This is a genomic window from Microbacterium sp. A8/3-1, assembly GCF_040267695.1.
GTDB lineage: Bacteria > Actinomycetota > Actinomycetes > Actinomycetales > Microbacteriaceae > Microbacterium > Microbacterium luteolum.
Map to the genome: position 1 here is coordinate 3,156,414 of NZ_CP158357.1, position 23,899 is coordinate 3,180,312.

Here is a 23,899-nt window from a genome sequence, read left to right on the forward strand (position 1 = left end):
CTTCTCCCGTAGCCCGGGGACCCGAGACTTCTAGACTGGCGATGTGACCGAGCCGATCCTGCCCCGCATCCGTCCCGCCATCGCCGCGCTCGCGCCGTACCGGCAGGGCAGGCAGGCGGGTCCCGACGCGTTCAAGCTGTCCAGCAACGAGAACCCCTTCGATCCGCTGCCGTCGGTGCTCGAGGCCCTGCAGCGAACGACGCCGATCAACCGCTACCCGGATGCGACCGCCGGTCGCCTGCGCGCGCGGCTCGGAGAGCGCTACGGCGTCGAGCCCGACCAGGTGCATGTGGCCTCCGGCAGCGTCTCGATCTTGCACCAGCTGATCCTCGCGACGGCGTCGGTGGGCGACGAGGTGATCTACGCGTGGCGCTCCTTCGAGGCGTACCCGAGCCTCCCGCTCGTCGCCGGCGCGACCGGCGTGCAGGTGCCCCTGACGGCCGACTCACGCCACGACCTCGATGCGATGGCGGATGCCGCCACCGATCGCACGCGCGCCATCATCGTCTGCACGCCCAACAACCCGACCGGGCCGATCGTCACGAGCGCCGAGTTCGCCGCGTTCGTCGCACGGGTTCCGGCCGACATCCTCATCATCCTCGACGAGGCGTACGCGGAGTTCGTGACGGCGCCCGACGCGGTCGACGGTCTGGCCGAGCGCGTGTTCGAGCAGCATCCGAACGTCGTGGTGCTGCGCACCTTCTCGAAGGCGTACGGTCTGGCGGGACTCCGGGTCGGCTATGCGATCGGGCACGAGAAGGTTCTGGATGCCGCGCGCACCACCGGCATCCCGCTCTCGGTCACGTCCGCTGCGGAGAACGCCGCGATCGCGAGCCTCGACGCCGAGGCCGAGCTCCTCGAGCGGGTCGCCGTGATCGTCGAGCGCCGCACGCGCCTCGTGGAGGGCCTCCGTGCACAGGGCTGGGATGTCCCGGACTCCCAGGCGAACTTCGTCTGGCTTCCGACGGGAGAGCGCACCGAGGAGGTGGCCGCGGCGTTCATCGAGAACGACCTCGTGGTCCGTCCGTTCCCCGGCGACGGCATCCGCATCTCCGCCGGCGAGGAGGACTCCATCGCCCGCGTCCTCGAGGTCGCGGCCGCCGCTCGCTGAGCCCGCGACGCGCGCCGTTCCGCCCCGATTCTCCGGTTTCCCGGCAGATACGAGGGCCTCCTAGGTATGCGTGACCGGGCATGCCGGCGCGGGTAGCGTGTGAACGTGACCTCGTCAGAGACTGAACTCGTCCGCGTCCTGGATCAGGACGGCCGCTTCGCGCCCAGCCCTGCTGCCGAGCAGTATCTGCCGCTGATCGAGGCGATCAGCGATGCAGAGCTCGAGCAGTTCTACCGCGACATGGTGGTCATCCGAGCCATCGACACCCAGGCGACCAACCTGCAACGGCAGGGGCAGCTCGCGCTGTGGCCGCCGAGCCGCGGTCAGGAGGCGGCGCAGGTCGGCTCTGGCCGCGCGGCGCGCGCTCAGGACACGATCTTCCCGTCGTACCGCGAGCACGCCGTCACCCGCATCCGCGGCGTCGACCCGGTCGACATCATCAAGCTCATGCGCGGCGTCTCGCACGGCGGCTGGGACCCGACGGATCCGAAGAACGGCAACACCCGCCTCTACACGCTGGTGCTGGGTTCGCAGGTGCTGCACGCGGCCGGATACGCGATGGGGCTCTCGTTCGACGGCCGCAGCGGCATCGGCGACCCCGACCGCGACGAGGCGGTCGTCGTCTACTACGGCGACGGCGCCTCCAGCCAGGGAGACGTGCACGAGGCCATGGTCTTCGCCGCGAGCTACCAGGCTCCCGTGGTCTTCTTCCTGCAGAACAACCACTGGGCCATCTCGGTGCCCGTCACGACGCAGTCGCGGGTGCCGCTCGTGCAGCGCAGCGCCGGCTACGGCATTCCGAGCATCCGGGTCGACGGCAACGACGTGCTCGCCAGCTACGCGGTCTCCCGTGTCGCGCTGGACGAGGCCCGCAGCGGCCAGGGTCCGCGGGCGATCGAGGCCGTCACGTACCGCCTCGGTGCCCACACCACGAGCGACGACCCGACGAAGTACCGGCACACCGACGAGGAGGACATCTGGGCGCTGCGCGACCCGATCGTCCGGATGCGCACGTTCCTCGAGGGGCGGGGTGCCGCGGCATCCTTCTTCGACGACGTCGACGCGGAGGGGGCGGATGCCGCGGAGGACCTGCGTGCCCGCACCGTCGAGCTCGGACCGCCGCCGGTGAGCCGGATGTTCGACCACGTCTACAGCGACCCGCATCCGCTGATCGAGGAGCAGAAGGCCTGGCAGGCGAAGTATGAGGCGTCGTTCGAGGGGGGACAGGCATGACTCTCGAGACGATGCCCCTGAGCAAGGCGATGAACGCCGGACTCCGCAAGGCCATGGAGAACGATCCGAAGGTCATCCTCATGGGTGAGGACATCGGCAAGCTCGGCGGCGTCTTCCGCGTGACCGAGCACCTGCAGCGCGACTTCGGTGAGAAGCGGGTGCTCGACACCCCGCTGGCCGAGTCGGGGATCGTGGGAACGGCGATCGGACTCGCGATGACCGGGTTCCGCCCTGTCATCGAGATCCAGTTCGACGGATTCGTGTTCCCGGCGTTCGACCAGATCACCACGCAGCTCGCGAAGCTCACCAACCGGCACGAGGGCAGGCTCTCGCTGCCGATCGTGATCCGCATCCCCTACGGCGGGCACATCGGCGCGGTCGAGCATCACCAGGAGAGCCCGGAGGCGTACTTCACGCACACTCCGGGTCTGCGCGTGGTCTCGCCCTCGACGCCGAACGACGCGTACTGGATGATCCAGGAGGCGATCGCGTCGAACGACCCGGTGATCTTCATGGAACCGAAGAGCCGCTACTGGCCCAAGGGCGAGGTCGAGCTCGAGGCGTCCTCCGCTCCGCTGCACGCCTCGCGGGTCGTGCGCACCGGAACCGACGTGACCCTGGTCGGACACGGCGCCATGGTCACGACGCTCCTGCAGGCCGCGGCGCTCGCCGAAGCCGAAGGCACCAGCTGCGAGGTCGTCGACGTGCGGTCCCTGTCGCCGGTCGACTACGAGCCGATCCTCGACTCGGTGCGCAAGACCGGACACATGGTCTACGCGCAGGAGGCGCAGGGCTTCACGAGCCTCGGCAGCGAGATCGCCGCGACCGTCATGGAGCGCGCCTTCTACGCGCTCGAGGCGCCGGTGCTGCGCGTCTCCGGGTACGACACCCCGTTCCCGCCCGCGAAGCTCGAGGGCCTGTACCTCCCGGATGCCGACCGCATCCTCGAAGCCGTCGACCGCTCCCTGGCCTACTGACACTGTTCCGAAAGGCATCCTCATGAGCACGCAGAACTTCAACCTCCCCGACGTCGGCGAGGGCCTGACCGAGGCCGAGATCGTGTCGTGGAAGGTCGCCCCGGGCGACACGGTCGCGATCAACGACGTGATCTGCGAGATCGAGACGGCCAAGTCGCTCGTCGAGCTGCCGTCGCCGCACGCCGGCGTCGTGGGCGAGCTGCTCGCGGCCGAGGGGGCGACGGTCGAGGTCGGCTCGCCGATCATCACCTTCACCACGGCGGATGCCGTTGCAGCGCCCGCGGTCGCGGTGGCCCCGGCACCCGAGGAGGGCGGCGGTTCCGTGCTGGTCGGCTACGGCACCGGCGGAGGTGCGACCTCGCGTCGCAAGCGTCCGGCCGAGCGAGCCGTGCGCTCGTCGGTCGGCGTGATTGCGAAGCCTCCGATCCGCAAGCTCGCCCGCGACCTCGGGGTCGACCTCACCGCTGTGGCTGCCACTGGCGCCGATGGCGAGGTGACGCGCGATGACGTCGTGAAGCACGCCTCCCAGGCGAGCGTCTTCCGCAACATCGAGACGCCCGAATGGGGAGAGGTGCGCGAAGAGACGGTTCCCGCTCCGCAGAGCGCCCCGGCTGGACTGGCGCGCGGGCTCGCCCCCGCTCCGGCTCCCGCCGGCGCGAGCGACGACGGACGCACGGAGTCGATCCCGGTCAAGGGCGTCCGCAAGGCCACGTCGTCGGCGATGGTGCAGAGCGCGTATTCGGCGCCGCACGTGACGGTGTGGAAGGAGATCGACGCGAGCCGCACGATGGAGCTCGTCAAGCGCCTGAAGGCGTCTCCGGACTACGCCGACATCCGCGTCTCGCCGCTGCTGATCATGGCACGCGCCGTGATCTGGGCGGCCCGCCGCACGCCGATGGTCAACGCGGCGTGGATCGAGACGGATGCCGGAGCCGAGATCTCCGTGCGCCACTACGTGAACCTCGGCATCGCTGCGGCGACCCCGCGCGGCCTGCTCGTCCCGAACATCAAGGATGCGCAGGACCTGGGCATGAAGGACCTCGCCCGGGCGCTCAACCGCCTGACGCTCACCGCTCGCGAGGGCAAGACCTCGCCGGCCGACCAGCAGGGCGGCACGATCACGATCACCAACATCGGCGTGTTCGGGATGGATGCCGGCACGCCGATCATCAACCCCGGCGAGGCCGGAATCGTCGCCATGGGCACGATCAGCCAGAAGCCGTGGGTCGTCGACGGCGAGGTGCGTCCCCGCTGGGTGACCACGGTCGCGGGTTCCTTCGACCACCGCGTGATCGACGGCGATGGCATGAGCCGCTTCATCGCCGACGTGGCCTCCGTGCTCGAGGAGCCGGCGCTGCTCGTCGACTGACCCTCCGTCGGTCGCGCTCCCTTCAGCGCAGCGAATAACCGCCGTCGACGTAGAGCGTGGAGCCGGTCGTGTAGCCGTTGACGAGCAGGTGGATGACGGCATCCGCGATCTCCCCCTCCGAGCCGGGGCGACCGAGCAGGGTGTCGGCGCTGAACTGCGCGAAGGCGGCCTCGCGGGCAGCCTCGTCGCGGTTCGCCCAGAGGTTGCCGTCGATCGTCCCTGGCGACACCGCGTTGACGCGGACCGGTGCGAGTTCGACGGCCAGACCGCGAGCGAGTCCTTCGATCGCCGCGTTCGCGGCGACGTACGCGGGCGCGGCAGCCGGCGGGCGCACGCTCGCCGCCCCGGACATCAGCACGATCGAGGCATCGGGGGAGAGCAGGTCGAGGGCGGCGCGCACGACCCGGTACTGGCCCCAGAACTTCGACTCGAAGGGGGAAGCGGCCGCCTGCGGATCCAGGTCTCGCATCGACCCGACGACATAGTCGGCCGCGGTGGTGAAGATGCCGTCGACGGTCGGGATGTCGGCGAAGAAGCGGGTGATCGACTCCTCGTCGGAGGTGTCGACCGTGCTCCAGCGGGCTCGCGGCCCGAGTTCGGCGACCGAGGCCTCGAGCCGGCTCGGCGTGCGCCCGCCCAGCACGACCTCGGCTCCGAGGGTGAGGGATCGTCGCGCGACCTCGAGGCCGATCCCGGAGCCGCCCCCGATGAGGACGATCGTCCGATCGTGGAGGCGGGCGTCGAACGATTCCGTGGTGTGCGCTGACATGCCTCCATTCTGTGACGCGCCCGCAGAGTGACGCTTATGCGGTGTGCACATCTCTCATGAGAATCAGTGCACTCTGCATGTTCCTGTGTGCTGGCTGCGCGGATACCGTGGCCGGAACCCGTCCACATGACTCTGGAGAACACCATGGCCACCACGGCACACGCCGACGATTTCGCCCTCAGTCGCGTCCGTCCGGAAGCGCAGAAGCCCTGGTTCGGGATCGCGGTTCAGCGATTCGGTCAGGTCTCCGCTCTCTCGCAGTTCCTGCTGGGCGCCACGCTCGGCTACAGCATGACGTTCGGCGAGGCCTTCCTCGCACTCCTCCTCGGCTCGATCATCCTCGAGGTGATCATGTGCATCGTCGGCATCATCGGTCAGAAGGAAGGGCTCAACACGGCCCTCCTGGCCCGATGGACCGGATTCGGAGAGGTCGGCGCCTCTCTCGTCGGGCTCGCGATCGGCATCAGCCTGATCGGGTGGTTCGGCATCCAGAGCGCGATCTCCGCCGAGTCGCTCGATGCCCTCATGCCCGGCGCCCTGCCGATCTGGGCGTGGAGCCTGCTCTTCGGCCTCGCGGTCACCGCGATCGTCGCCTTCGGATTCAAGGGCATGCAGTGGCTGGCGAACATCACCGTGCCGCTGTTCCTGGTCCTCGTCGGGTGGTCGGTGATCAGCGAACTCGTCGATCACGACCTGGGCGAGCTGCTCACCGGACCCGCTCCCGGCCCGACCATGAGCGTGTGGGCGGGGACCGGCATCGTCGCCGGCGGGCTCATCGTCGGCGCGATCATCACCGCCGACATGACGCGCTTCAACCGGTCCCGTGCCGACGTGATCAAGCAGACCGTCGTCGGCGTCTCTCTGGGCGAGTTCGTGATCGGCCTCGCCGGCGTCCTCCTGGCGCACGCCGCCGCCTCGGGCAACATCGTCGCGATCGTCACCTCGTCGATCGGCTTCGTGGGCCTGATCATCGTGATCACAGGAACCCTGAAGATCAACGACTGGAACCTGTACTCGTCGACGCTCGGACTCGTCAACTTCATCTCCACCGCGTTCAACAAGAACCTCCACCGCGTCACGACGACGATCGTCCTCGGTGTCGTCGGCTCGGTGCTCGCCGCCGTCGGCATCCTCGGTCAGTTCGCGGGCTTCCTCATCATCCTCGGAGTGGCGTTCCCCCCGATCGCCGGCATCATGGTCGCCGAGTACTTCATCGTGCGTCGCTGGCGTCCCGAGCTCGATGCGAGCAGGGAGACCGGCCGCCTCCCCGAGACGGCACCGCGCATCGTCCCGGCCACACTCGTGATCTGGCTCGTTTCGGCGGTCGCCGGCTACGTCATCACTTGGGGCATCCCTCCCGTGCTGTCGCTGATCCTCTCGATGGTCCTGTACGTCATCGCGGGCAAGCTCGGCTGGGTGCGCGGCGTCGGCACGGCTCGCACGGCGCAGCCCGAACTCGAGACGGATGCCGCCCCCGACGCGGTACCCGGTCTCGGCGCCACCAACTGACTCCCCGCAGCAGAAGCGACAGAAAGAGAACCACCCACATGCACATCGGAATCGATGTCGGCGGAACCAACACCGATGCCGTCCTCATGGACGGCACGCACACGCTGGCGGCGGTGAAGCACGCGACGACCGAGGACGTGACGACCGGCATCGTCCAGGCGATCGACGCCCTGCGCTCCGGCCACCACTTCGACGGCGAGAACATCTCCGCCGTGATGATCGGCACGACCCACTTCATCAACGCCCTCGTCGAGGCCAAGCGTCTCGCACCCACCGCGGCGCTGCGTCTCGGGCTGCCCGCCACGAAGGCCCTCCCGCCACTCGTCGACTGGCCCGCCGGTCTCGTCGAGGCGATCCAGGGCCGGAGCTACCTCGCACACGGCGGCTACGAGTTCGACGGGCGGCCGATCTCTCCGCTCGATCCGGACGAGCTCCGCGAGCACGCCGCCGACATGCGCGCCAACGGCATCCGCTCGGTCGCGATCTCGTCCGTCTTCAGCCCCGTCAACCACGACCTCGAAGTCGAGGCGGCGCGGATCATCGCCGAAGAGCTCGGCGACGATGTGGCGATCTCCCTCTCGCACGAGATCGGCCGGATCGGACTGCTCGAGCGGGAGAACGCCACGATCATCAACGCCGCGCTCCGCGAGCTCGCATCCGAGATCGTCGACGGCCTGACCGCGGCCGTGCGCCGGCAGGGCATCCTGGCGCCGATCTTCCTCAGCCAGAACGACGGAACGCTCATGGACGAGGACTACGTGCGCCTGTATCCGGTCGCGACCTTCGCGTCCGGCCCGACGAACTCGATGCGCGGCGCGGCACTGACCAGCGGTCTCGCGACGTGCGCCGTCGTGGACATCGGCGGCACGACCACCGACATCGGACTGCTCATCAACGGCTTCCCCCGTGAGACGGCGAACGAGGTGAAGGTGGCCGGCATCCGCACCAACTTCCGGATGCCGGACGTGCTGTCGATCGGAATCGGCGGCGGGTCCATCGTGAACGAGGAGACCGGCGAGGTCGGGCCCGAATCCGTGGGCTACCGGCTCACGACCGAGGCACTCGTGTTCGGCGGGTCGACGCTCACCGCGACCGACATCGCCGTCGCGGCCGGTCGCGCCGACATCGGCGACGCCTCGAAGGTCGCCCACCTCGACCGGGCATTCGTCGAGCGAGTGCTCGACCGGATCGGCGAGCGGGTCGCCGAGGCGGTGGACCGCATGCGCACCTCGCCCGAACCGATCCCTGTGGTGGCCGTCGGCGGCGGCTCGATCCTCGTGTCGGGGGAGCTCCCAATCTTCGGTGCCGCGCAGCGTCCCGAGAACTATGCGGTCGCGAACGCGATCGGCGCCTCCATCGCCCAGGTCGGAGGCGAGATCGACAAGGTCTACGCGATCGAGCCCGGCCGTCGCGAGGAGGCGATCGCCGCGGTGCGTGCGGAGGCCGTCGACAAGGCCATCGCCGCCGGTGCGTTCCCGTCCTCGGTCGAGATCGTCGACTTCGACGAGGTCCCGATCCCGTATCTCCCCGGCAACGCCACCCGCATCCGGGTCAAGGCGGTCGGCGATCTCGACATGGGCGGTGTGCGATGAGCTGGACGATCACCCGCGACCTCATCCCGGGACTCGCCCGCGGTGCAGCCGTGCTCGGCACCGGCGGTGGTGGCGATCCGTACATCGGAGCCCTGCTCGCCTCGCAGGCGCTGCGCCTCCACGGCGACGTCACGGTCGTCTCGCTCGACGAGGTGCCGGATGACGCGCTGGTCCTGACGGTCGCGATGATGGGTGCCCCTACGGTGATGGTCGAGAAGCTTCCGAGCCTCGACGAGGTCACAGCCCCCGTGCGGGCACTGGGGGCGGCCCTCGGCCGCGCCGTCACGCACATCGCGTGCGCGGAGGTCGGCGGCGTCAACTCGACGATCCCGATCGCCGCGGCTGCCGCGCTCGGTCTGCCGCTCATCGACGGCGACGGCATGGGCCGCGCGTTCCCCGAGCTCCAGATGGTGCTGCCGACCCTGTACGGCATCGATGCGTCGCCTCTCGCGTTCAGTGACGAGAAGGGCAACGTGGGTGTGCTGAACACCGTCGACAACAGCTGGACCGAGCGCATCGCGCGGGTCGCCTGCGTGGAGATGGGGTGTTCCGTGATGATCTCCGGTTTCCGGATGTCGGGGGCACAGGCGCGCGAGGCGCTGGTCGCGGACTCCCTGTCGCTGTGCCGCGAGATCGGTGAGGGCATCGACTCCGCGCGCGAGGCCAAGACGGATCCGGTCGCGGAGGTGGTCGCCCTTCTCGGCGGACGCGAGCTCTTCGACGGCAAGGTCGTCGACGTCGAGCGCGCGACCACGACGGGCTTCGCCCGCGGGAGGGCGAGGATCGAGGGTGCCGACTCGGCGCTCGAACTGTCGTTCCAGAACGAGCACCTCATCGCGACCCTCGACGGGCAGACCCTCGTGACGACGCCCGACCTCATCATCGTGCTGGACCACGACTCGGGGGAGCCGATCACGACGGAGGGGCTGCGGTACGGCCAGCGGGTGCGCGTCATCGCCGCGCCGAGCGACGAGCGCTGGCATGGGGCCGCCGCGCTGGCCATGGTCGGGCCGGGGTACTTCGGGTACGACCTCCCCTCCCACCGCTTCGACGGTCGGGTCGAGACCTTCGCCGAGGAGGATGCCGCGTGAGCTGGCAGCTGACCAGTGCGGACCTGCCCGATCTCGCCCGTGGTGCGACGCTGCTCGGAACCGGCGGCGGCGGCGATCCGTACATCGGCAAGATGCTCGTCGAACAGGTCCTCGGCGATCGGTCCATCACGATCCTCGACCCCGAGGATCTGACCGACGACATGTTCGTGATCCCGACGGCGCAGATGGGGGCGCCCACCGTGATGATCGAGAAGATTCCGGCGGGCTTCGAGGCCACGCTCGCCCTGCGCACGCTCGAGGAGCACCTCGGGCGGACGGCGGATGCGACGATGCCGATCGAGTGCGGGGGCATCAACTCGATGATCCCGCTCATGGTGGCCGCCGAGACGGACCTTCCGGTCGTCGACGCCGACGGGATGGGGCGCGCGTTCCCCGAGCTATCGATGGAGACCTTCGCGGTCTACGGTGTGCACGGCTCGCCTCTCGCCCTGGCCGGCGAGCGGGGCGAGCGCGTGATCATCGACACCGGCGACGACGATCGGCAGATGGAGTGGCTGGCGCGAGGGATCACCATCAGGCTCGGGGGCGTCGGGCACATCGCGGAGTACGCGATGTCCGGTGCCGACGTGAAGCGCACGGCGGTCCCGCGCACGATCTCGATGGCGCTCGCGCTGGGGCGGACGATCCGCCTGGCCAGAGAGGCACATCGATCGCCTTTCGAAGCCATCGCGGAGACGCTCTCCACGACCCTCTACCCGCATGTGCGCGAGCTGTTCGTCGGGAAGGTCACAGACGTGGAGCGCCGTACGACCGAGGGGTTCGCCAGAGGGACTGCCATCGTCTCGGCATCCGACCCGTCGAGCGATGATCGACTCGAGATCTCGTTCCAGAACGAGAACCTCATCGCGCGCCGCAACGGCGAGGTCGTCGCCATCGTGCCCGACCTCATCTGCGTGGTCGACCACGAGTCCGCCGAACCCATCACGACCGAGGGTCTGCGCTACGGGCAGAGGGTGTGTGTGCTCGGCATCTCGACCCCGGAGATGATGCGCACGCCCGAGGCCCTGCAGGCGTTCGGGCCGACGGCGTTCGGGCTGACCGAGCCCTTCTCCCCGGTGGAGACAGCGGGGGAGCGGCGAGCCTAGGCTGAGGCCATGCCGGTCACCCTCGAGCTCGACAGCCTCCCCGCGCTGGCAGCCGGGTTCGCGCTGCTCGGCTCCGGGGGCGGCGGGGGCACGACGATGCTCGAGCTCGTGCTGAGGGACTCCCCGGACTGGCCGATCACGCTGCACGACGTCGATGACCTGGATCCGGACCTCCCGGTCCTCGGGGCGGCCTTCGTCGGCTCGACCATCCTGCTCGGCGAACGGCTCCCGGGAGCCGATCCCTTCGCTCGGCTGATCGCCGCGGCGGAGCGCTGGCTGGGCCATCACGTGCCGGTCGTCTGCTCGCTCGAGGGCGGAGGCCTCAACGGCCTCGCGCCTTTCACGCTGGCCGGCGAACGGATGATCGTCGACGCCGACCTGACCGGTCGGGCGGTCCCGGCACTCGACCAGATGTCGCTCCTGGTCGACGGCGTGCCGAACATCATCGTCACCTGCGACACGGGCGCCGGCGGCGTGGCCCTCGTCGAGACCGACCGGGCGATCGACATCGAACGCATCGTGCGGGCGGCGACGGTCCAGGCGGGCGGCGCCGGAGGCATGGTCTTCGCGGGCTTCACCGTCGGAGACCTGCGCGAGCACTCGGTCGTCGGCAATGCCGCGCACGCGCTGAAGCTGGGGCAGGCCTTCCTCTCCGCAGCGACCGGGCCGCTCGGCGATCTCGCGGGGGCGCTGGGTGGACGCCTGCTCGCGGAGGGGCGCATCACCGCGATCGAGATCGACGAGCGGGACCCGCATGTGACCGTCTTCGGCATCGAGGGAAGCGCGGGAGAGGTGCACCGGCTCGTCGCCCGGTCCGAGAGCCTCGCGCTGATGACCGACGGCAGGCTCGAAGCCGCGGCCCCCGATCTGGTCGTCGTGCTCGACGCGATCTCGCGCGACATCCTGGAGGTTCCGCACCTGTCGATGGGGCGATACGTCGCTGTGGCCCACCTGGACGGACCGGAATGGTGGTCGCAATCCGCCGAGCGCCTCCGTCATGTGGTCCCCTCCGCCTACGGGCTGGCTGAACTGGACGGACCGAGATGACCGACGCGCTCCTGTTGAGTGCTCTGCTCGCGCACCCAGAGAACGGCGGCGTGCGCGCGATCGCCGGGCCGGAGGATGTCGAGTGGACGGGCGTCGTCGTGGAGTCGGACGAGACCCGGCTCCCCTCCGAGGGGGCTGGCCGCCTCGTGGTCCTCACGGAATCGCCGCCCGATCGTTCCTGGCAGCAGGACGCGCTCATCCGCCGCACGCGCGATCGCGGATTCCGAGCGCTCGCCGTGCCGCGAGCGGATGCCTTCGGTGCCGGCACCCGTGCGCTCGCGGAGCGGCTCGGGTTCACGGTGCTGCACGTCGATCGGCCCATCCAGCTCGCGAAGGCCTGTTGGCAGCTCGTCGAGGCGCGGGATGCCCTCGCTCTGCACTACGTGCGGAAGGTGGCGCAGTCGATCGAATACCACGCCGACAGCCTCACCGATCTGCTGCGGCATCTCTCCTCGAGCGTGCGGCACGGAGTCGCCCTGCTCGATGCCGAGGGCGTGCTCCTCGAATCCGGGGGTGCACTGGCTCCCGACGTGCACGCCTCCATCGACTTCGCTCCGTGGCTCGACATCGTGCGCGTGCCCGCAGGGTCCGCGGCATCCGTGCGTGTCGACAGCCCCAGCAGAGAAGGCCTGCGGCTCGCGTTCTTCGGCGAGGGGCTCGACGAGCGGCAGGTCGGCGCCCTCGCGGTCGCCGCCGAGGTGGCGATGCCCGCCGTCGCCGCCCGCATCCTGATCGACGAGGTCAACGAGGTCAACGACGCGTCGGTGTCGTCGGGAGTCCTCCGCGATTTCGTCGATCTGCGCGGCACCCCGGATCTCGATGTGGAGCGCCGTATGCTCGAGCGCGGGTGGCGCACGAGCGGGTACCACCTCGGGTTCCGCATCATCGGGCGCACCCGCGTCGACACCCTGCAGCTCCTCCGGTTCGTCATCGGCGAGCTCGGCCGCATCTCCGTCGACTCGCACGCGACCACGAGTGGTCGAGGCGTCACCGGATGGCTGACGTTCACGGATCCGCCGGCCCCGCCCCAGATCGAGCAGCACGTGGCCTCACTTCGAGAGCTGCATGTCGCCGCCCGGCGATCATTCAACGTCGCGACCGGCGTCGGCTCGGTGGCGAACGGCTCCGCGGGACTCACGACGTCGTTGAGCGAGGCGTCAGACGCGTCGAAGATCGCGGTGAACCGTTCGACCACGAGCTGGTTCGTCCGTGTCGACGGGCTCGGCCTCGAACGGCTCCTGCTCGCGTGGACCGGCAACGACACGTTCGTCCCGGCGGCGCAGTCGCTCCTCGCGCCGTTGCAGGAGGGTCGCGGCGAGCTGCTCACGACCCTGTCCGCGTACCTGGATCACGAGTCGGCTCTCGCCCCGACCGCGGCCGCTCTCGGCCTCCACCGGAACACCGTCGCGAGTCGCGTACATCGCGCGCAGGAGCTGCTCGGCGTGGACATGGGCGATCCCGAGGTCCGGTTGGCGCTCCACCTCGCCTGCCGCGCGGTGCGCTGACGGCAAGGCCGGATGCTGCGCTACGCCCGCACGCGGAGGCGCTGCTCCGCGAGGCGCGGCACCGCCTGCTCGCGCGCGGCGCGGCGTGCGGTGGCGACGGCGCCGATCGACACGACCTCGGCGCCGAGCTCCGACGCCAGGAGTTCCGGCGCCGGCAGGTGCAGCTCTCCGGGGAGCATCCGACGCGCTGCCGCGAGCACGGGCTCGATGCTCTCGGCGACGGCCCCGCACACGATCACGCGCGCCGGGTCGTACATGCTGCCGAGCACACCGACGACGCGCGCGACCGTGGCGCCGACGCGATCCGTGACGAGCATCGCGTCCTCGTCGCCGGACGCGGCGAGGGTCAGCACGAGCCGGGGGTCGATGCGTTCCGCCGCGACGATGCGCCCGACGGCGCTGTCGCTGGCGATCTCGCCTGCGTCGACTGCGGCCTGCGCGTGGTTGCGCACGGAGTAGGAGAGCCCGAACGCCGAACCGACGCCGATGATGTGGTCGAACACGACGCCCTCGCCGACGCCGCCGTGCGCACCGTGCAGGACATGGCCGTCCACGACCACCCCGCCGCCGAAGCGCTCGCTCGCGAGTAGCGCGACGTAGTCGCGGCATCCGCTAGCCGCTCCGACGGCGCCCTCGGCGATCGCCGCCAGCTGGGCGTCGTTCTTGATCTCGACGACGGGCGCCCAGTCGCGCAGCGCTTCGGCCAGCCCCGGGTTGGTCCGCTCCCAGAAGCCGTCGGGATGCGGCGGCGAGATGCCGTTGCGATCCACCGGGGCGGCGACCCCGACGCACAGCGCCAGAACGTCTTCGCGGGGTACGCCGGCTTCCGCGAGCGCCGCGCCCAGGGCGGAGATGATCGTCGCACGCCGCTCCTCGGCGGAGTGCGTCGGGTCGACCTCGATGCGGTGGTGCACGAGCGTCGTCTCGAGCGGATCGGCGACCGTCACCGCAAGGTGGGTGTCGCCCGCATCGATGCCGACGACGACGCCGAGATCGGGGGAGAGGGCGAAGCGGCGTGCCGGACGGCCGGACCGGTAGCTGCCGACGGCGCGGGCGTTCGGCAGCTCGCGCAGCAGCGCGGCGTCGAGCAGCGTGTCCATGGCGTCGATTGCCGTGGAGCGTGTGAGCGAGGTGCCGGCCATGACCTCGGTCGCCGTGAACTCGCCCGCCGCCCAGGCGAAGTCGAGCACCGCCCCGACGCTTGCGCGCCCGGTGCCGAGATCCGCCGAGACTTCTGCCACGCCCCTTGACCTTTCTGTCGCGCCAATGAGAGAGTACCTCTCGACAGAGTAAATTCGCTCACTAGATTTAGTACGCGTATCTACGGATCGAAAGGACGACGGTGTCTGAGAAACGAACACGCGCGTTGCGGATGATCGCGGGGGCCCTCGGGCTCACGCTGGTCGGAGCCGCACTCACGAGCTGTGCGGCCGGCTCGGGGGCGGAGACCATCCGCTTCACCTTCAGCAAGCGCGAGGCCATCGAGTTCATGACCGAACTCGTCGCGGAGTACAACTCCTCGCAGGACGAGGTGAAGGTCGAGATCGACACCTCGGGTGTCGACGTCGTCTCCGCCAGCTTCGTGCGGGGCAACCCGCCCGACATCATGCTCGCCAACTACAACTACGAGATCGCGCGATTCGTGCAGCGCTGCGCACTCACCGATCTCTCCGAGACGGATGCCGCCGCCGGCATCCGCGACGACCTCCAGCCCCTTATGGACCAGTACGGCTCCTGCGAGGGCCGGACCAGCGCACTCCCGTACTCCGTGATGGCGGCATCTGTCATCTACAACAAGGAGATCTTCGACGCGCAGGGTCTCGAGGTCCCGCAGACCTGGGACGAGCTGCTCGCCGTCTGCGACCAGCTGAAGGATGCGGGCATCGACCCGTTCTACGCGACATTCAAGGACGACTGGACCGTCGCCCAGGGCTGGTACGACTACACGGGCGGCGGCTCGGTCGACGTCATCGACTTCTTCGATGCGATGGCGGAGGAGGGCACGGAGGTCGGCCCCGACGCCCCGGTGTCGTTCCAGCAGGACTTCGCCGAGCCGATGGACCGCATGATGCAGCTGGCGAGCGAGTACACCAACTCGGATGCCGCGAGCCGCGGCTACGGCGACGGCAATCTCGCTTTCGGCAAGGGCGAAGCCGCCATGTATCTCCAGGGCCCCTGGGCGTTCAGCGAGATCGAGAAGACCGCGCCGGACCTCGACCTCGGCACCTTCCCGCTGCCGATGACCGATGATCCCGCCGATCTCGGGGTGCGGGTCAACATGGACCTCGCCGCGATGATCCCGGTCGAATCGAATCACCAGGATGCCGCGCGCGACTTCCTCGAGTATCTGTATCTGCCCGAGAACATCGAGGCGTACAACGCCTCGCAACTCGGGTTCACCCCGACGACGGATGCTCCGGCGCCGGACGACCCGCGGGTCGAGGGAATGATCGAGTACTACGACAACGGTCAGATCTATCAGGGCCCGTCGGTTCTCGTGCCGAAGACGCTCCCGATGTTCAACTACGCGCAGGCCATGGTGCTCGGCGCATCGCCCGAGTCCACCCTCCGCACGATGGACGCCGACTGGGCGCGGATCGCGTTCCGCGCCCCGATACCCACCACTCAGGATTCCGCATCCGGCACGACAGAGGAGTCGACGCCATGACGAACACCGCGCTGCCGAACCCGGCAGTCCCCAGCATCACGAAACCGCCCGCCCCTTCGACGGACACCACGTCGGTCATCACGGGAGGCACTCGCGGCCTCCGCCGTCGCACCACGCGCGTCGAGCCGATCTACTACCTGTTCCTGCTCCCGACGCTCGTGATCTTCACGCTCGCGATCACGGTTCCGGCGGTGATGGGCATCTTCTTCAGCTTCACCGACTCGATCGGCATCGGCGAGTGGAGCTTCAACGGGCTCACCAACTACGTCGCGATGTTCAGCGACCCGTCGATCCTGCAGAGCTACCTGTTCACGTTCGGCTTCTCGATCGCCACGGTGATCGTGGTCAACGTGGTCGCCTTCCTACTCGCGGTCGGACTGACCTCGCGTATCCGCTTCAAGACCGGGCTGCGCACGATCTTCGTGATCCCGATGGTGATCTCGGGCATCATCATCGCCTACGTCTTCAACTTCCTGTTCTCGAACTCCCTCCCGGCCGCAGGTGCTGCCACCGGCATCCCGTTCCTCGAGACGAGCCTGCTGGCCAATCCCGACCTGGCCTGGGTCGCGATCGTCATCGTGACGGCGTGGCAGGCCGTGCCGGGGACGCTCCTCATCTACATCGCAGGGCTCCTGTCGGTGCCCGGCGAGGTGTACGAAGCGGCGAGCATCGACGGCGCCAACAAGCGGCAGCAGCTTCTGCGCATCACGCTCCCGTTGGTCGCCGGCTACGTCGTGATCAACGTGATCCTCGGCTTCAAGGGCTTCCTCAACGCCTACGACATCATCGTCGGCCTCACCAACGGCGGCCCCGGCACCTCGACCCGCAGCGTCGCGATGACGATCATCGCGGGCTTCAACGGCGGCGACTACGCCTACCAGATGGCCAACGCGACCATCTTCTTCATCGTCGCCGTCCTCATCTCGCTCCTCCAGCTCTCGCTGACGCGCGGAAGGAACGCACTCTGATGTCGACGCAGACCATCACCACCCAGACCGCGGGCAAGAAGCCCCGCATCAGGATGGAGCGACCCAACTGGTCGGGCACGATCATCCTGATCCTGTGCGCGGTCACCGTGCTCCTCCCGCTGTACGTCACCATCTCGATGGCGTTCAAGACGACGGGGCAGGCGGTCGACGGCAACGCCTTCTCCCTGCCTGCGCCGTTCAGCATCGACGGGTTCGTCGAAGCCTGGAACCTCACCAAGTTCCCGATCGGAGCGGGCATCTCACTGCTCGTCACCGCCGGCACCGTGTGCGCGACGATCATCCTCGCGGCGTTCGCCTCGTATGCGATCGTGCGCAACTGGGACCGCAAGCTGTTCCGCTGGTCGTTCTTCTACCTGCTGGCCGCGATGTTCATCCCGTTCCCGGTGGTCGCGCTGCCGCAGATCCAGCTGACGGGTCGTGTCGGGCTCGACAACCCGTTCGGCGTGATCATCCTGGCCACGATGTTCCAGCTGAGCTTCAGCGTGCTGCTGTTCACGGCGTTCCTCCGCTCGATCCCCATCGAGCTGGAGGAGAGCGCGCGCATCGACGGTGCCACGACCTGGCAGACGTTCTGGCAGCTGATCTTCCCGTTGCTCGCCCCGATGAGCGCGACGGTCGGCATCTTCGCCTTCCTCTACGCCTGGAACGACTTCATGATGCCATCGTTGATCATCTCCGATCCGGCCATGCAGACTCTGCCGGTGCGGCAGAACCTGTTCCAGACCCAGTTCAGCAACAACTACAACGTCTCGTTCGCCTCGTACCTGATGGCGATGGCCCCCGCGATCCTGGCGTACCTGTTCACGCAGCGCTTCGTCATGGAGGGCGTGACGCAGGGCGCCGTCAAGGGTTGACTGCGTTTCGTCTCGCTTCGCTCGCTCAACGACCCATGGATCCCTGAGCCTGTCGAAGGGCAACCAGACCGCAACAAGAAAGAAGGAGTCCCACTTCATGACCGACGTGCTTCCCGTCGAGACCCGCACGACCGACGCCGATGCCGCCGCCTGGTGGCGGCAGGCCGCCGTGTACCAGATCTATCCGCGGAGCTTCGCCGACGCGAACGGCGACGGGCTGGGCGACATCCCCGGCATCGTCTCCCGCGCCGACTACCTCGCACAGCTCGGCATCGACGCGGTCTGGCTCAGCCCGTTCTACCCCTCGGCGCTTGCCGACGGCGGCTATGACGTGGCCGACTACCGCAACGTCGATCCCCGACTCGGCACGCTCGACGACTTCGACGCGATGGTCGAGGCGCTGCATGCCCGCGGCATCCGGGTCGTCGTCGACATCGTCCCGAACCACAGCTCCGACCTGCATGAGTGGTTCCAGGAGGCGCTCGCCGCGGGTCGCGGTTCGGCCGCCCGTGAGCGCTACATCTTCCGCGAGGGCGCAGGGCCCGACGGCTCCGAGCCCCCGACGGACTGGGGCGCGGCGTTCGGCGGCAGCGCGTGGGAGCGCGTCGCAGACGGCCAGTGGTACCTGCACAGCTTCGCGGTGGAACAGCCCGACCTGAACTGGGACCACCCCGAGGTGCGCGCCGACTTCCTGAAGACGCTGCGGTTCTGGTCGGACCGCGGAGTCGACGGGTTCCGCATCGACGTCGCCCACATGCTGACGAAGGACCTGACGGAGCCGCTGCCGAGTCAGGCCGAGCTCGACGCGATGGACCGCACGTCGGGACGGCATCCGCTGCTCGATCGCGACGAGGTGCACGAGATCTACGCCGAGTGGCGTGCGGTGTTCAACGAGTACGACCCGCCGCGCACGGCGGTCGCCGAGGCCTGGGTGGAGACTCCCGAGCGCCGCGCGCGGTATGCGTCGGCCGAGGGCCTGGGGCAGGCGTTCAACTTCGACCTGCTCGTCGCGGAGTTCTCTGCAGGGGACTTCCGCGAGGTCATCACCGAGAACCTTCAGCAGGCGCAGGCGAGCGGTTCGTCGACGACCTGGGTGCTGTCGAACCACGACGTGACCCGGCACGCCACGCGCTACGGGCTGCCGTCGCTGCGCGGGCGCGCGGTGAAGCAGGGCACCGAGTGGGTAGCTGCGGGCGGTCCGGCCGACCAGCTCGATCGCGAGGGCGGGCTGCGCCGTGCGCACGCCGCGACCCTGCTGCTGCTCGGGCTCCCCGGCAGCACGTACCTGTACCAGGGCGAGGAGCTCGGTCTGCACGAGGTTGCCCAGATCACTCCGGAGCAGCGCCAGGATCCGGCGTTCCTGCGGGAGGAGGCCTTCGACGGGCTCGGGCGGGACGGATGCCGCGTGCCGCTGCCGTGGACGGCATCCGGCTCCTCCTTCGGTTTCGGCGCTGGCGACGCGCACCTGCCGCAGCCGTCATGGTTCGCGGAGTACGCGGTCGACGTCGAGGCGGCGGACCCGTCGTCGACGCTCTCGCTCTACCGGGAGGCTCTGCGGCTGCGGCACCTGCTGCAGGCCGACGAGCGGCTGGAGTGGGTCGAGACCGGACGCGATGATGTGCTGCGCTTCGCCCGCCCCAACGGCTGGCAGGTCGTGACGAACTTCGGAACCGAGCCCTTCGACCTCGGGACGGATGCCGCGGACGTCGTGCTCGGTGCCGTCGTCGACGGCGCCGTGCCGGGGGAGCACACGGTCTGGATCGCACCGGCGGGGCTTGTCGGCTGAGGCATCGGCTCCATCTGTAGGCAGTTGTGACGGATGCCGGTCGAAACGTGTTCTTTCGACCTGCATCCGTGAAACGGACCTGCAAATCGCAGCTCGCGACGGTCGGATGCCGATTTGATAATGGTTCTCATTAGCGTTTAGAGTGAGATCATGAAGAAGCCCGTGCTCGCTCTCGCCCTCGCATCCGTCGCCGCCCTCGGGCTCGCCGGCTGCTCCACTCCTGCTGCGGGAGAGGGCGACGACGGCAAGGTCCAGGTCGTCGCGAGCACCAACGTCTACGGTTCCCTCGCGGCGCAGATCGGCGGCGACCGCGTCGAGGTCTCCTCGATCATCAACTCCGTGACCCAGGATCCGCATTCCTACGAGGCCACCGCGCGCGATCGCCTCACCGTGCAGAAGGCCGATCTCGTGATCGAGAACGGCGGCGGCTACGACGCCTTCATCGACGACCTGCTCGACGGCTCGGATGCCGAGGTGCTCACCGCCGTCGAGTTCTCGCACGACTTCCCCGGCAATGAGGGCCATGAAGAGGGCGAGGCCGACGCGGAGGAGCACGACCACGACCACGCCGAGGGCGAAGAGGGTCACGAGGGCCACGACCACATCGAGGGCTTCAACGAGCACGTGTGGTTCGACCCGCACACGATGATCCATGTCGTGGAGGACATCGCGGCCGACCTTGCGGAGCTCGACCCCGAGGGCAAGGCCGACTTCACCGCTGCGGCCGACGAGATCGTCGCCGATCTGGAGGGGTTCGAGACCGACCTCGAGACGATCAAGACGGATGCCGCCGGCGCGAACGTCTTCATCACCGAGCCGCTTCCCGGCTACCTCGCGGCGGCCGCCGGCCTGACCGACGTCACGCCCGAAGGGTTCGCCGAGTCCGTCGAGGAGGGTACGGATGTCGCCCCGGCCGTCCTGCTCGATGCGCTGAACGTCATCGACAGCGGCGAGGTGACCGCGCTGCTCACCAACGCGCAGACCGGGGGCGCCGAGACGGATCGCGTGGAGACGGCCGCGAAGGATGCCGGCATCCCGGTTGTCGCCTTCACCGAGCTCCTGGAGGACGGATCGTCGTACTCTGAGTGGATGCGTGACGCGATCAAGAGCCTCGCCGCCGCCGTCCAGCCGTGACGGCGCCCCGTCGACAGGGAACCGACGCCTCGGGCGACCGCCCGGTGCTGGAGATCTCCGGCGCCGCCCTCCACCGCGGAGACCGTGAGCTGTGGTCCGGGCTCGACCTGACCGTGGAGCCCGGGGAGTTCATCGCCGTGCTCGGCCCCTCCGGTTCGGGCAAGACCACACTGCTGCGCAGCATCCTGGGTCTGCAGCCCCTGTCTTCGGGAACGATCGCCGTCGCGGGGGAGCCCGTGCACCGCGGCAACGCGCGCATCGGGTACATCCCGCAGCAGCGTTCCCTCGCGCCCGACACGAGCATGCGGGCGCGAGACCTGGTGGCACTCGGCGTGCAGGGGAGTCGCTTCGGATTCCCCGTCCCGCACCGCGGCGACCGCGCCAAAGTCGATCGCCTGCTCGAGGCCGTGGGCGCCGCGCACTTCGCCGACCGTCGCGTCGGTCTGCTCTCCGGCGGCGAGCAGCAGCGGCTGCGCGTCGGCCAGGCGCTCGCCGATGAGCCGTCGCTGCTCCTGTGCGACGAGCCGCTGTCGAACCTCGACCTCGCGAACCAGGTCGGCGTGACCGACATCATCGACCGGCAGCGGCGCGAGCGAAAAGCTGCGGTGCTGTTCGTCACGCACGACATCAACCCGATCCTCAACCGCGTCGACCGGATCCTGTACATCGCAGGAGGACGGTTCCTGCTCGGCACCCCGGAAGAGGTGCTGCAGACGCGCGTGCTCACCGACCTCTACGGCACCCCGGTGTTCGTCCTGCGCGCCGGCGACCGCCTGGTGGTCGTGGGCGTTCCGGATGCCGAGCCGCACCACGACCACGGCGACTACGAGCACGGAGGACACGCATGATCGCATCGGCGGGCCTCGTGCCGATGGTCGACTGGAGCGACGTCTTCTCCTTCCAGGACTACGGCGAGCTCGTGGCCCTGCTCGCGAACTCGATCATCGCCGGCGCCGTGCTCGGCATCGTCGGAGGGTTGATCGGCGTCTTCGTGATGCAGCGGGATCTCGCGTTCGCCGTGCACGGCGTGAGCGAACTGTCGTTCGCCGGAGCGGCCGCCGCCCTGCTCTTCGGCGGCAGCGTCGTCGCAGGGTCGCTCGGCGGGGCGCTCGTGGCGGCGATCCTCATCGGCGTCCTCGGCGCGAAGGCCAGGGACCGCAACTCGATCGTGGGCGTGCTCATGCCGTTCGGCCTCGGCCTCGGCATCCTGTTCCTCTCCCTGTACGACGGGCGGAGCGCCAACCGTTTCAGCCTGTTGACCGGGCAGATCGTGTCGGTCTCGAGCCCCGACCTCGGCTGGCTGATCGGCATCAGCATCGTCGTGCTGCTCGGGCTGCTCGTGATGTGGAACCCGCTGCGCTTCGACTCGCTCGACCCCGAGTCGGCCGCCGCGCGCGGAGTGCCCACCCGCGCCGTGAGCCTGATCTTCATGGTGCTGCTCGGACTCATCGTCGCGGTGAGCGTGCACATCATCGGTGCCCTGCTCGTCATGGCGCTGCTCGTGACGCCCGCCGCCGCGGCGATGCGGATCACCGCCGGGCCCGTGGCCGTTCCGCTCCTCGCCGCACTGTTCGGTTTCGTGTCGGCGGTCGGCGGCATCCTGCTCGCGCTCGCCGGCACCCTCCCGGTGAGCCCCTACATCACGACCCTGTCGTTCACGATCTACGTCGTGTGCTGGATCGTGCAGCGGGCGCGTGCCCGCGTGCGGCGCGTGGCCTGACCGACTCACACCCGCGCGAGCGCCTCGATGTCCTCGAGGAACTGGGCTGCCGTCTCCGCGGAGACGGTCGTGCGCGTGCCGGCGATGGCTTCGAGGTAGTCCTCGGTGCTCGGGCCGGCGGCATCCGCTGCTGTGCCCTCGGCCCCAGGCAGCCGTGAGCCGACGGCGGCTTCGAACGCACGCTGGGAGGCGCTGCGCGCCGCGAACTCGATGTCGGCCGGCGAGAATCCCTCGGTGCGCTGCACGAGAGCCTCGACATCGACGGCGTCCCGGGTGACGTCCGGGATGTAGCGCCGCCAGATCGAGGCGCGGGCAGCGCGGTCGGGCAGGCCGATCGGAATCACGTAGTCGAAGCGCCCGTGACGCAGGAAAGCACTGTCGAGGGCGCGGATGAAGTTCGTCGCGCACACGAGAAGGCGGCCGGGCTGCTCGCGGAACGCGGGGATGATCTTCAGCAGCTCGTTCGTCACGCCCTGCAGCGGGGAGGGCGGCTCGCCGGAGCGCTGCGCCGCGATCTCTTCCACCTCGTCGATGAAGACCACGGCGTGCTCGAGCTCGGAGATCTTGGTGAAGGTCTCGCGCAGCGCCCCGGCGAGGCCCTGCGGATCGGCGGCGAGGCGGGAGGGGAACACCTCGACGAACGACCACTCGAGCCGCGAGGCGATGGCCTTGGCGAACGTGGTCTTGCCGGTGCCGGGAGGGCCGAACAGCACCACCGCACGCGGGGGCACGACGCCGAAGCTCTCGGCGAGGTCCTGCTCGGCGAGCGGCAGCACCAGCCGCTGCTCGAGGATGTCCTTCTCGCGACGCATGCCCGACACGGATTCCCAGAGGTCGCGCGGCATCTGGCGGCCGCCCAGCTCGGCGAGCGACGTGAGCTCCTGCCGCTGCACGGGGATGCGCCGCTCGAAGTAGCGCAGGTGGTGCTTCTGCTCGAACCCACGGGCGTCGAAAGCGGCCAGACGCGTCTCGACCTCGGGCATCAGGGCCGACAGCTTGGTGAGGCCGTAGGGCGCCATGCTCTTCTCGAGGGCCGCGAGCAGGGCCGACCCGATGCCGCGATCGCGCCAGGCGTCGTCGATGGCGAAGAACACCACCCAGCCCTGATCGTGCGCTGCACGTCCCACCACGGCCGCGATCACCTCGTCGCCGTGCACGGCGACGATCGCGTGGTCCTTCTGGCACGACGCGACCACCTCGCTGAGGTCGTACACAGGCTCTGACCCCGAGCGCTTCAGCTCCTCCCACAGGTGGAGGATGCCGCCCAGATCGTCATTGTGGAACTCGCGCAGTCGCCAGCCGGTCATCGGGACTCCCTCGTCTCGGATGCCGCAACGATACCGGCGGCTCGGTCCAGCACCCAGACGGGGGCGTAATACGGCGGCTCGGGAGGGCATCCGGGACCGTTCACGCGCTCCCAGCCCTCGTCAACCCCCTCC

At 69.2% G+C, this 23,899-nt stretch carries 20 protein-coding genes; 17 read left to right on the top strand and 3 right to left on the bottom strand.

The features are described from left to right. The first annotated feature begins 43 nt into the window (after nt 1-43). The 4 genes from ABS642_RS15480 to ABS642_RS15495 all read left to right on the top strand — a co-directional run bounded on the left by ABS642_RS15480 (nt 44) and on the right by ABS642_RS15495 (nt 4,690). Nucleotides 44-1,111, top strand: coding sequence for a histidinol-phosphate transaminase (locus ABS642_RS15480; RefSeq protein WP_350350791.1), 1,068 nt, complete (start codon nt 44-46; stop codon nt 1,109-1,111). A 105-nt stretch (nt 1,112-1,216) separates the two neighbouring features. Next, a complete protein-coding gene (locus ABS642_RS15485) occupies nt 1,217-2,344 on the top strand; it encodes a thiamine pyrophosphate-dependent dehydrogenase E1 component subunit alpha (protein WP_282215479.1) in 1,128 nt (375 codons plus the stop codon). Beyond that, nucleotides 2,341-3,321: an alpha-ketoacid dehydrogenase subunit beta gene (locus ABS642_RS15490; RefSeq protein WP_350350792.1), complete on the top strand. Its 981-nt coding sequence runs from the start codon at nt 2,341-2,343 to the stop codon at nt 3,319-3,321. The genes ABS642_RS15485 and ABS642_RS15490 overlap by 4 nt, the downstream gene beginning before the upstream one ends. A 22-nt stretch (nt 3,322-3,343) precedes the next feature. Then, nucleotides 3,344-4,690 carry a dihydrolipoamide acetyltransferase family protein gene (locus ABS642_RS15495; protein ID WP_350350793.1) on the top strand — a complete coding sequence of 449 codons (1,347 nt, stop codon included), beginning with the start codon at nt 3,344-3,346 and terminating at the stop codon, nt 4,688-4,690. A 22-nt stretch (nt 4,691-4,712) separates the two neighbouring features. Here the strand turns inward: ABS642_RS15495 and ABS642_RS15500 are convergent, their stop codons facing one another. Continuing rightward, nucleotides 4,713-5,459, bottom strand: a complete 747-nt coding sequence (locus ABS642_RS15500; RefSeq protein ID WP_350350794.1) for an SDR family oxidoreductase — start codon at nt 5,457-5,459, stop codon at nt 4,713-4,715. A 144-nt stretch (nt 5,460-5,603) separates the two neighbouring features. Between ABS642_RS15500 and ABS642_RS15505 the strand changes: the two genes are divergently transcribed. From ABS642_RS15505 to ABS642_RS15530, 6 genes are read left to right on the top strand one after another with little or no spacing between them, the layout of a single operon-like run. Further along, nucleotides 5,604-6,968, top strand: coding sequence for a cytosine permease (locus ABS642_RS15505; RefSeq protein ID WP_282217548.1), 1,365 nt, complete (start codon nt 5,604-5,606; stop codon nt 6,966-6,968). Nucleotides 6,969-7,006: 38 nt separating this feature from the next. Further along, nucleotides 7,007-8,560, top strand: a complete 1,554-nt coding sequence (locus ABS642_RS15510) for a hydantoinase/oxoprolinase family protein (RefSeq protein ID WP_350350795.1) — start codon at nt 7,007-7,009, stop codon at nt 8,558-8,560. Then, nucleotides 8,557-9,651: a DUF917 domain-containing protein gene (locus ABS642_RS15515; RefSeq protein WP_350350796.1), complete on the top strand. Its 1,095-nt coding sequence runs from the start codon at nt 8,557-8,559 to the stop codon at nt 9,649-9,651. The genes ABS642_RS15510 and ABS642_RS15515 overlap by 4 nt, the downstream gene beginning before the upstream one ends. Next, on the top strand, nt 9,648-10,757 hold the full coding sequence (locus tag ABS642_RS15520) for a DUF917 domain-containing protein (protein WP_350350797.1): 1,110 nt from the start codon (nt 9,648-9,650) through the stop codon (nt 10,755-10,757). Before ABS642_RS15515 ends, ABS642_RS15520 begins: the two co-directional genes overlap by 4 nt. Before the next feature lie 9 nt (nt 10,758-10,766). Continuing rightward, nucleotides 10,767-11,804: a DUF917 family protein gene (locus ABS642_RS15525; RefSeq protein WP_350350798.1), complete on the top strand. Its 1,038-nt coding sequence runs from the start codon at nt 10,767-10,769 to the stop codon at nt 11,802-11,804. Beyond that, nucleotides 11,801-13,309, top strand: a complete 1,509-nt coding sequence (locus ABS642_RS15530; protein WP_350350799.1) for a helix-turn-helix domain-containing protein — start codon at nt 11,801-11,803, stop codon at nt 13,307-13,309. The genes ABS642_RS15525 and ABS642_RS15530 overlap by 4 nt, the downstream gene beginning before the upstream one ends. Nucleotides 13,310-13,329: 20 nt before the next feature. Here ABS642_RS15530 and ABS642_RS15535 read toward each other — a convergent pair whose 3' ends face one another. Next, nucleotides 13,330-14,550, bottom strand: coding sequence for an ROK family protein (locus tag ABS642_RS15535; RefSeq protein WP_350350800.1), 1,221 nt, complete (start codon nt 14,548-14,550; stop codon nt 13,330-13,332). A gap of 101 nt (nt 14,551-14,651) precedes the next feature. On the opposite strand from ABS642_RS15535, the gene ABS642_RS15540 reads away from it, so the two are divergent. The 7 genes from ABS642_RS15540 to ABS642_RS15570 all read left to right on the top strand — a co-directional run bounded on the left by ABS642_RS15540 (nt 14,652) and on the right by ABS642_RS15570 (nt 22,460). Next, entirely contained in the window at nt 14,652-15,977 is a 1,326-nt protein-coding gene (locus ABS642_RS15540) for an ABC transporter substrate-binding protein (protein ID WP_350350801.1), read from the top strand. Beyond that, nucleotides 15,974-16,945, top strand: coding sequence for a sugar ABC transporter permease (locus tag ABS642_RS15545; protein ID WP_350350802.1), 972 nt, complete (start codon nt 15,974-15,976; stop codon nt 16,943-16,945). Before ABS642_RS15540 ends, ABS642_RS15545 begins: the two co-directional genes overlap by 4 nt. Then, nucleotides 16,945-17,820 (top strand): carbohydrate ABC transporter permease, encoded by an 876-nt coding sequence (locus tag ABS642_RS15550; RefSeq protein WP_350350803.1) that lies wholly within the window; start codon nt 16,945-16,947, stop codon nt 17,818-17,820. The genes ABS642_RS15545 and ABS642_RS15550 overlap by 1 nt, the downstream gene beginning before the upstream one ends. A 97-nt stretch (nt 17,821-17,917) precedes the next feature. Next, the gene (locus ABS642_RS15555; RefSeq protein WP_350350804.1) at nt 17,918-19,606 is read left to right on the top strand and encodes a glycoside hydrolase family 13 protein; all 1,689 of its coding nucleotides are present in this window, start codon (nt 17,918-17,920) and stop codon (nt 19,604-19,606) included. Between the two features lie 150 nt (nt 19,607-19,756). Next, nucleotides 19,757-20,740: a zinc ABC transporter substrate-binding protein gene (locus ABS642_RS15560; protein ID WP_350350805.1), complete on the top strand. Its 984-nt coding sequence runs from the start codon at nt 19,757-19,759 to the stop codon at nt 20,738-20,740. Further along, a complete protein-coding gene (locus ABS642_RS15565) occupies nt 20,737-21,588 on the top strand; it encodes a metal ABC transporter ATP-binding protein (protein ID WP_350350806.1) in 852 nt (283 codons plus the stop codon). Before ABS642_RS15560 ends, ABS642_RS15565 begins: the two co-directional genes overlap by 4 nt. 23 nt (nt 21,589-21,611) lie before the next feature. Next, complete coding sequence (locus tag ABS642_RS15570) at nt 21,612-22,460, top strand: metal ABC transporter permease (protein ID WP_350353450.1); 849 nt, start codon at nt 21,612-21,614, stop codon at nt 22,458-22,460. Between the two features lie 5 nt (nt 22,461-22,465). On the opposite strand, the gene ABS642_RS15575 is transcribed toward ABS642_RS15570, so the two are convergent. Next, complete coding sequence (locus ABS642_RS15575; protein ID WP_282215504.1) at nt 22,466-23,767, bottom strand: GNAT family N-acetyltransferase; 1,302 nt, start codon at nt 23,765-23,767, stop codon at nt 22,466-22,468. Between the last annotated feature and the right edge of the window lie 132 nt (nt 23,768-23,899).

Bases quoted from the DNA above. Each gene is read 5' to 3' on its own strand.
- ABS642_RS15490 (WP_350350792.1), top strand. From the start codon at position 2,341: ATGACTCTCGAGACGATGCCCCTGAGCAAGGCGATGAACGCCGGACTC.
- ABS642_RS15495 (WP_350350793.1), top strand. From the start codon at position 3,344: ATGAGCACGCAGAACTTCAACCTCCCCGACGTCGGCGAGGGCCTGACC.
- ABS642_RS15500 (WP_350350794.1), bottom strand. From the start codon at position 5,459: ATGTCAGCGCACACCACGGAATCGTTCGACGCCCGCCTCCACGATCGG.
- ABS642_RS15505 (WP_282217548.1), top strand. From the start codon at position 5,604: ATGGCCACCACGGCACACGCCGACGATTTCGCCCTCAGTCGCGTCCGT.
- ABS642_RS15510 (WP_350350795.1), top strand. From the start codon at position 7,007: ATGCACATCGGAATCGATGTCGGCGGAACCAACACCGATGCCGTCCTC.
- ABS642_RS15515 (WP_350350796.1), top strand. From the start codon at position 8,557: ATGAGCTGGACGATCACCCGCGACCTCATCCCGGGACTCGCCCGCGGT.
- ABS642_RS15525 (WP_350350798.1), top strand. From the start codon at position 10,767: ATGCCGGTCACCCTCGAGCTCGACAGCCTCCCCGCGCTGGCAGCCGGG.
- ABS642_RS15530 (WP_350350799.1), top strand. From the start codon at position 11,801: ATGACCGACGCGCTCCTGTTGAGTGCTCTGCTCGCGCACCCAGAGAAC.
- ABS642_RS15545 (WP_350350802.1), top strand. From the start codon at position 15,974: ATGACGAACACCGCGCTGCCGAACCCGGCAGTCCCCAGCATCACGAAA.
- ABS642_RS15550 (WP_350350803.1), top strand. From the start codon at position 16,945: ATGTCGACGCAGACCATCACCACCCAGACCGCGGGCAAGAAGCCCCGC.
- ABS642_RS15555 (WP_350350804.1), top strand. From the start codon at position 17,918: ATGACCGACGTGCTTCCCGTCGAGACCCGCACGACCGACGCCGATGCC.
- ABS642_RS15560 (WP_350350805.1), top strand. From the start codon at position 19,757: ATGAAGAAGCCCGTGCTCGCTCTCGCCCTCGCATCCGTCGCCGCCCTC.
- ABS642_RS15570 (WP_350353450.1), top strand. From the start codon at position 21,612: ATGGTCGACTGGAGCGACGTCTTCTCCTTCCAGGACTACGGCGAGCTC.
- ABS642_RS15575 (WP_282215504.1), bottom strand. From the start codon at position 23,767: ATGACCGGCTGGCGACTGCGCGAGTTCCACAATGACGATCTGGGCGGC.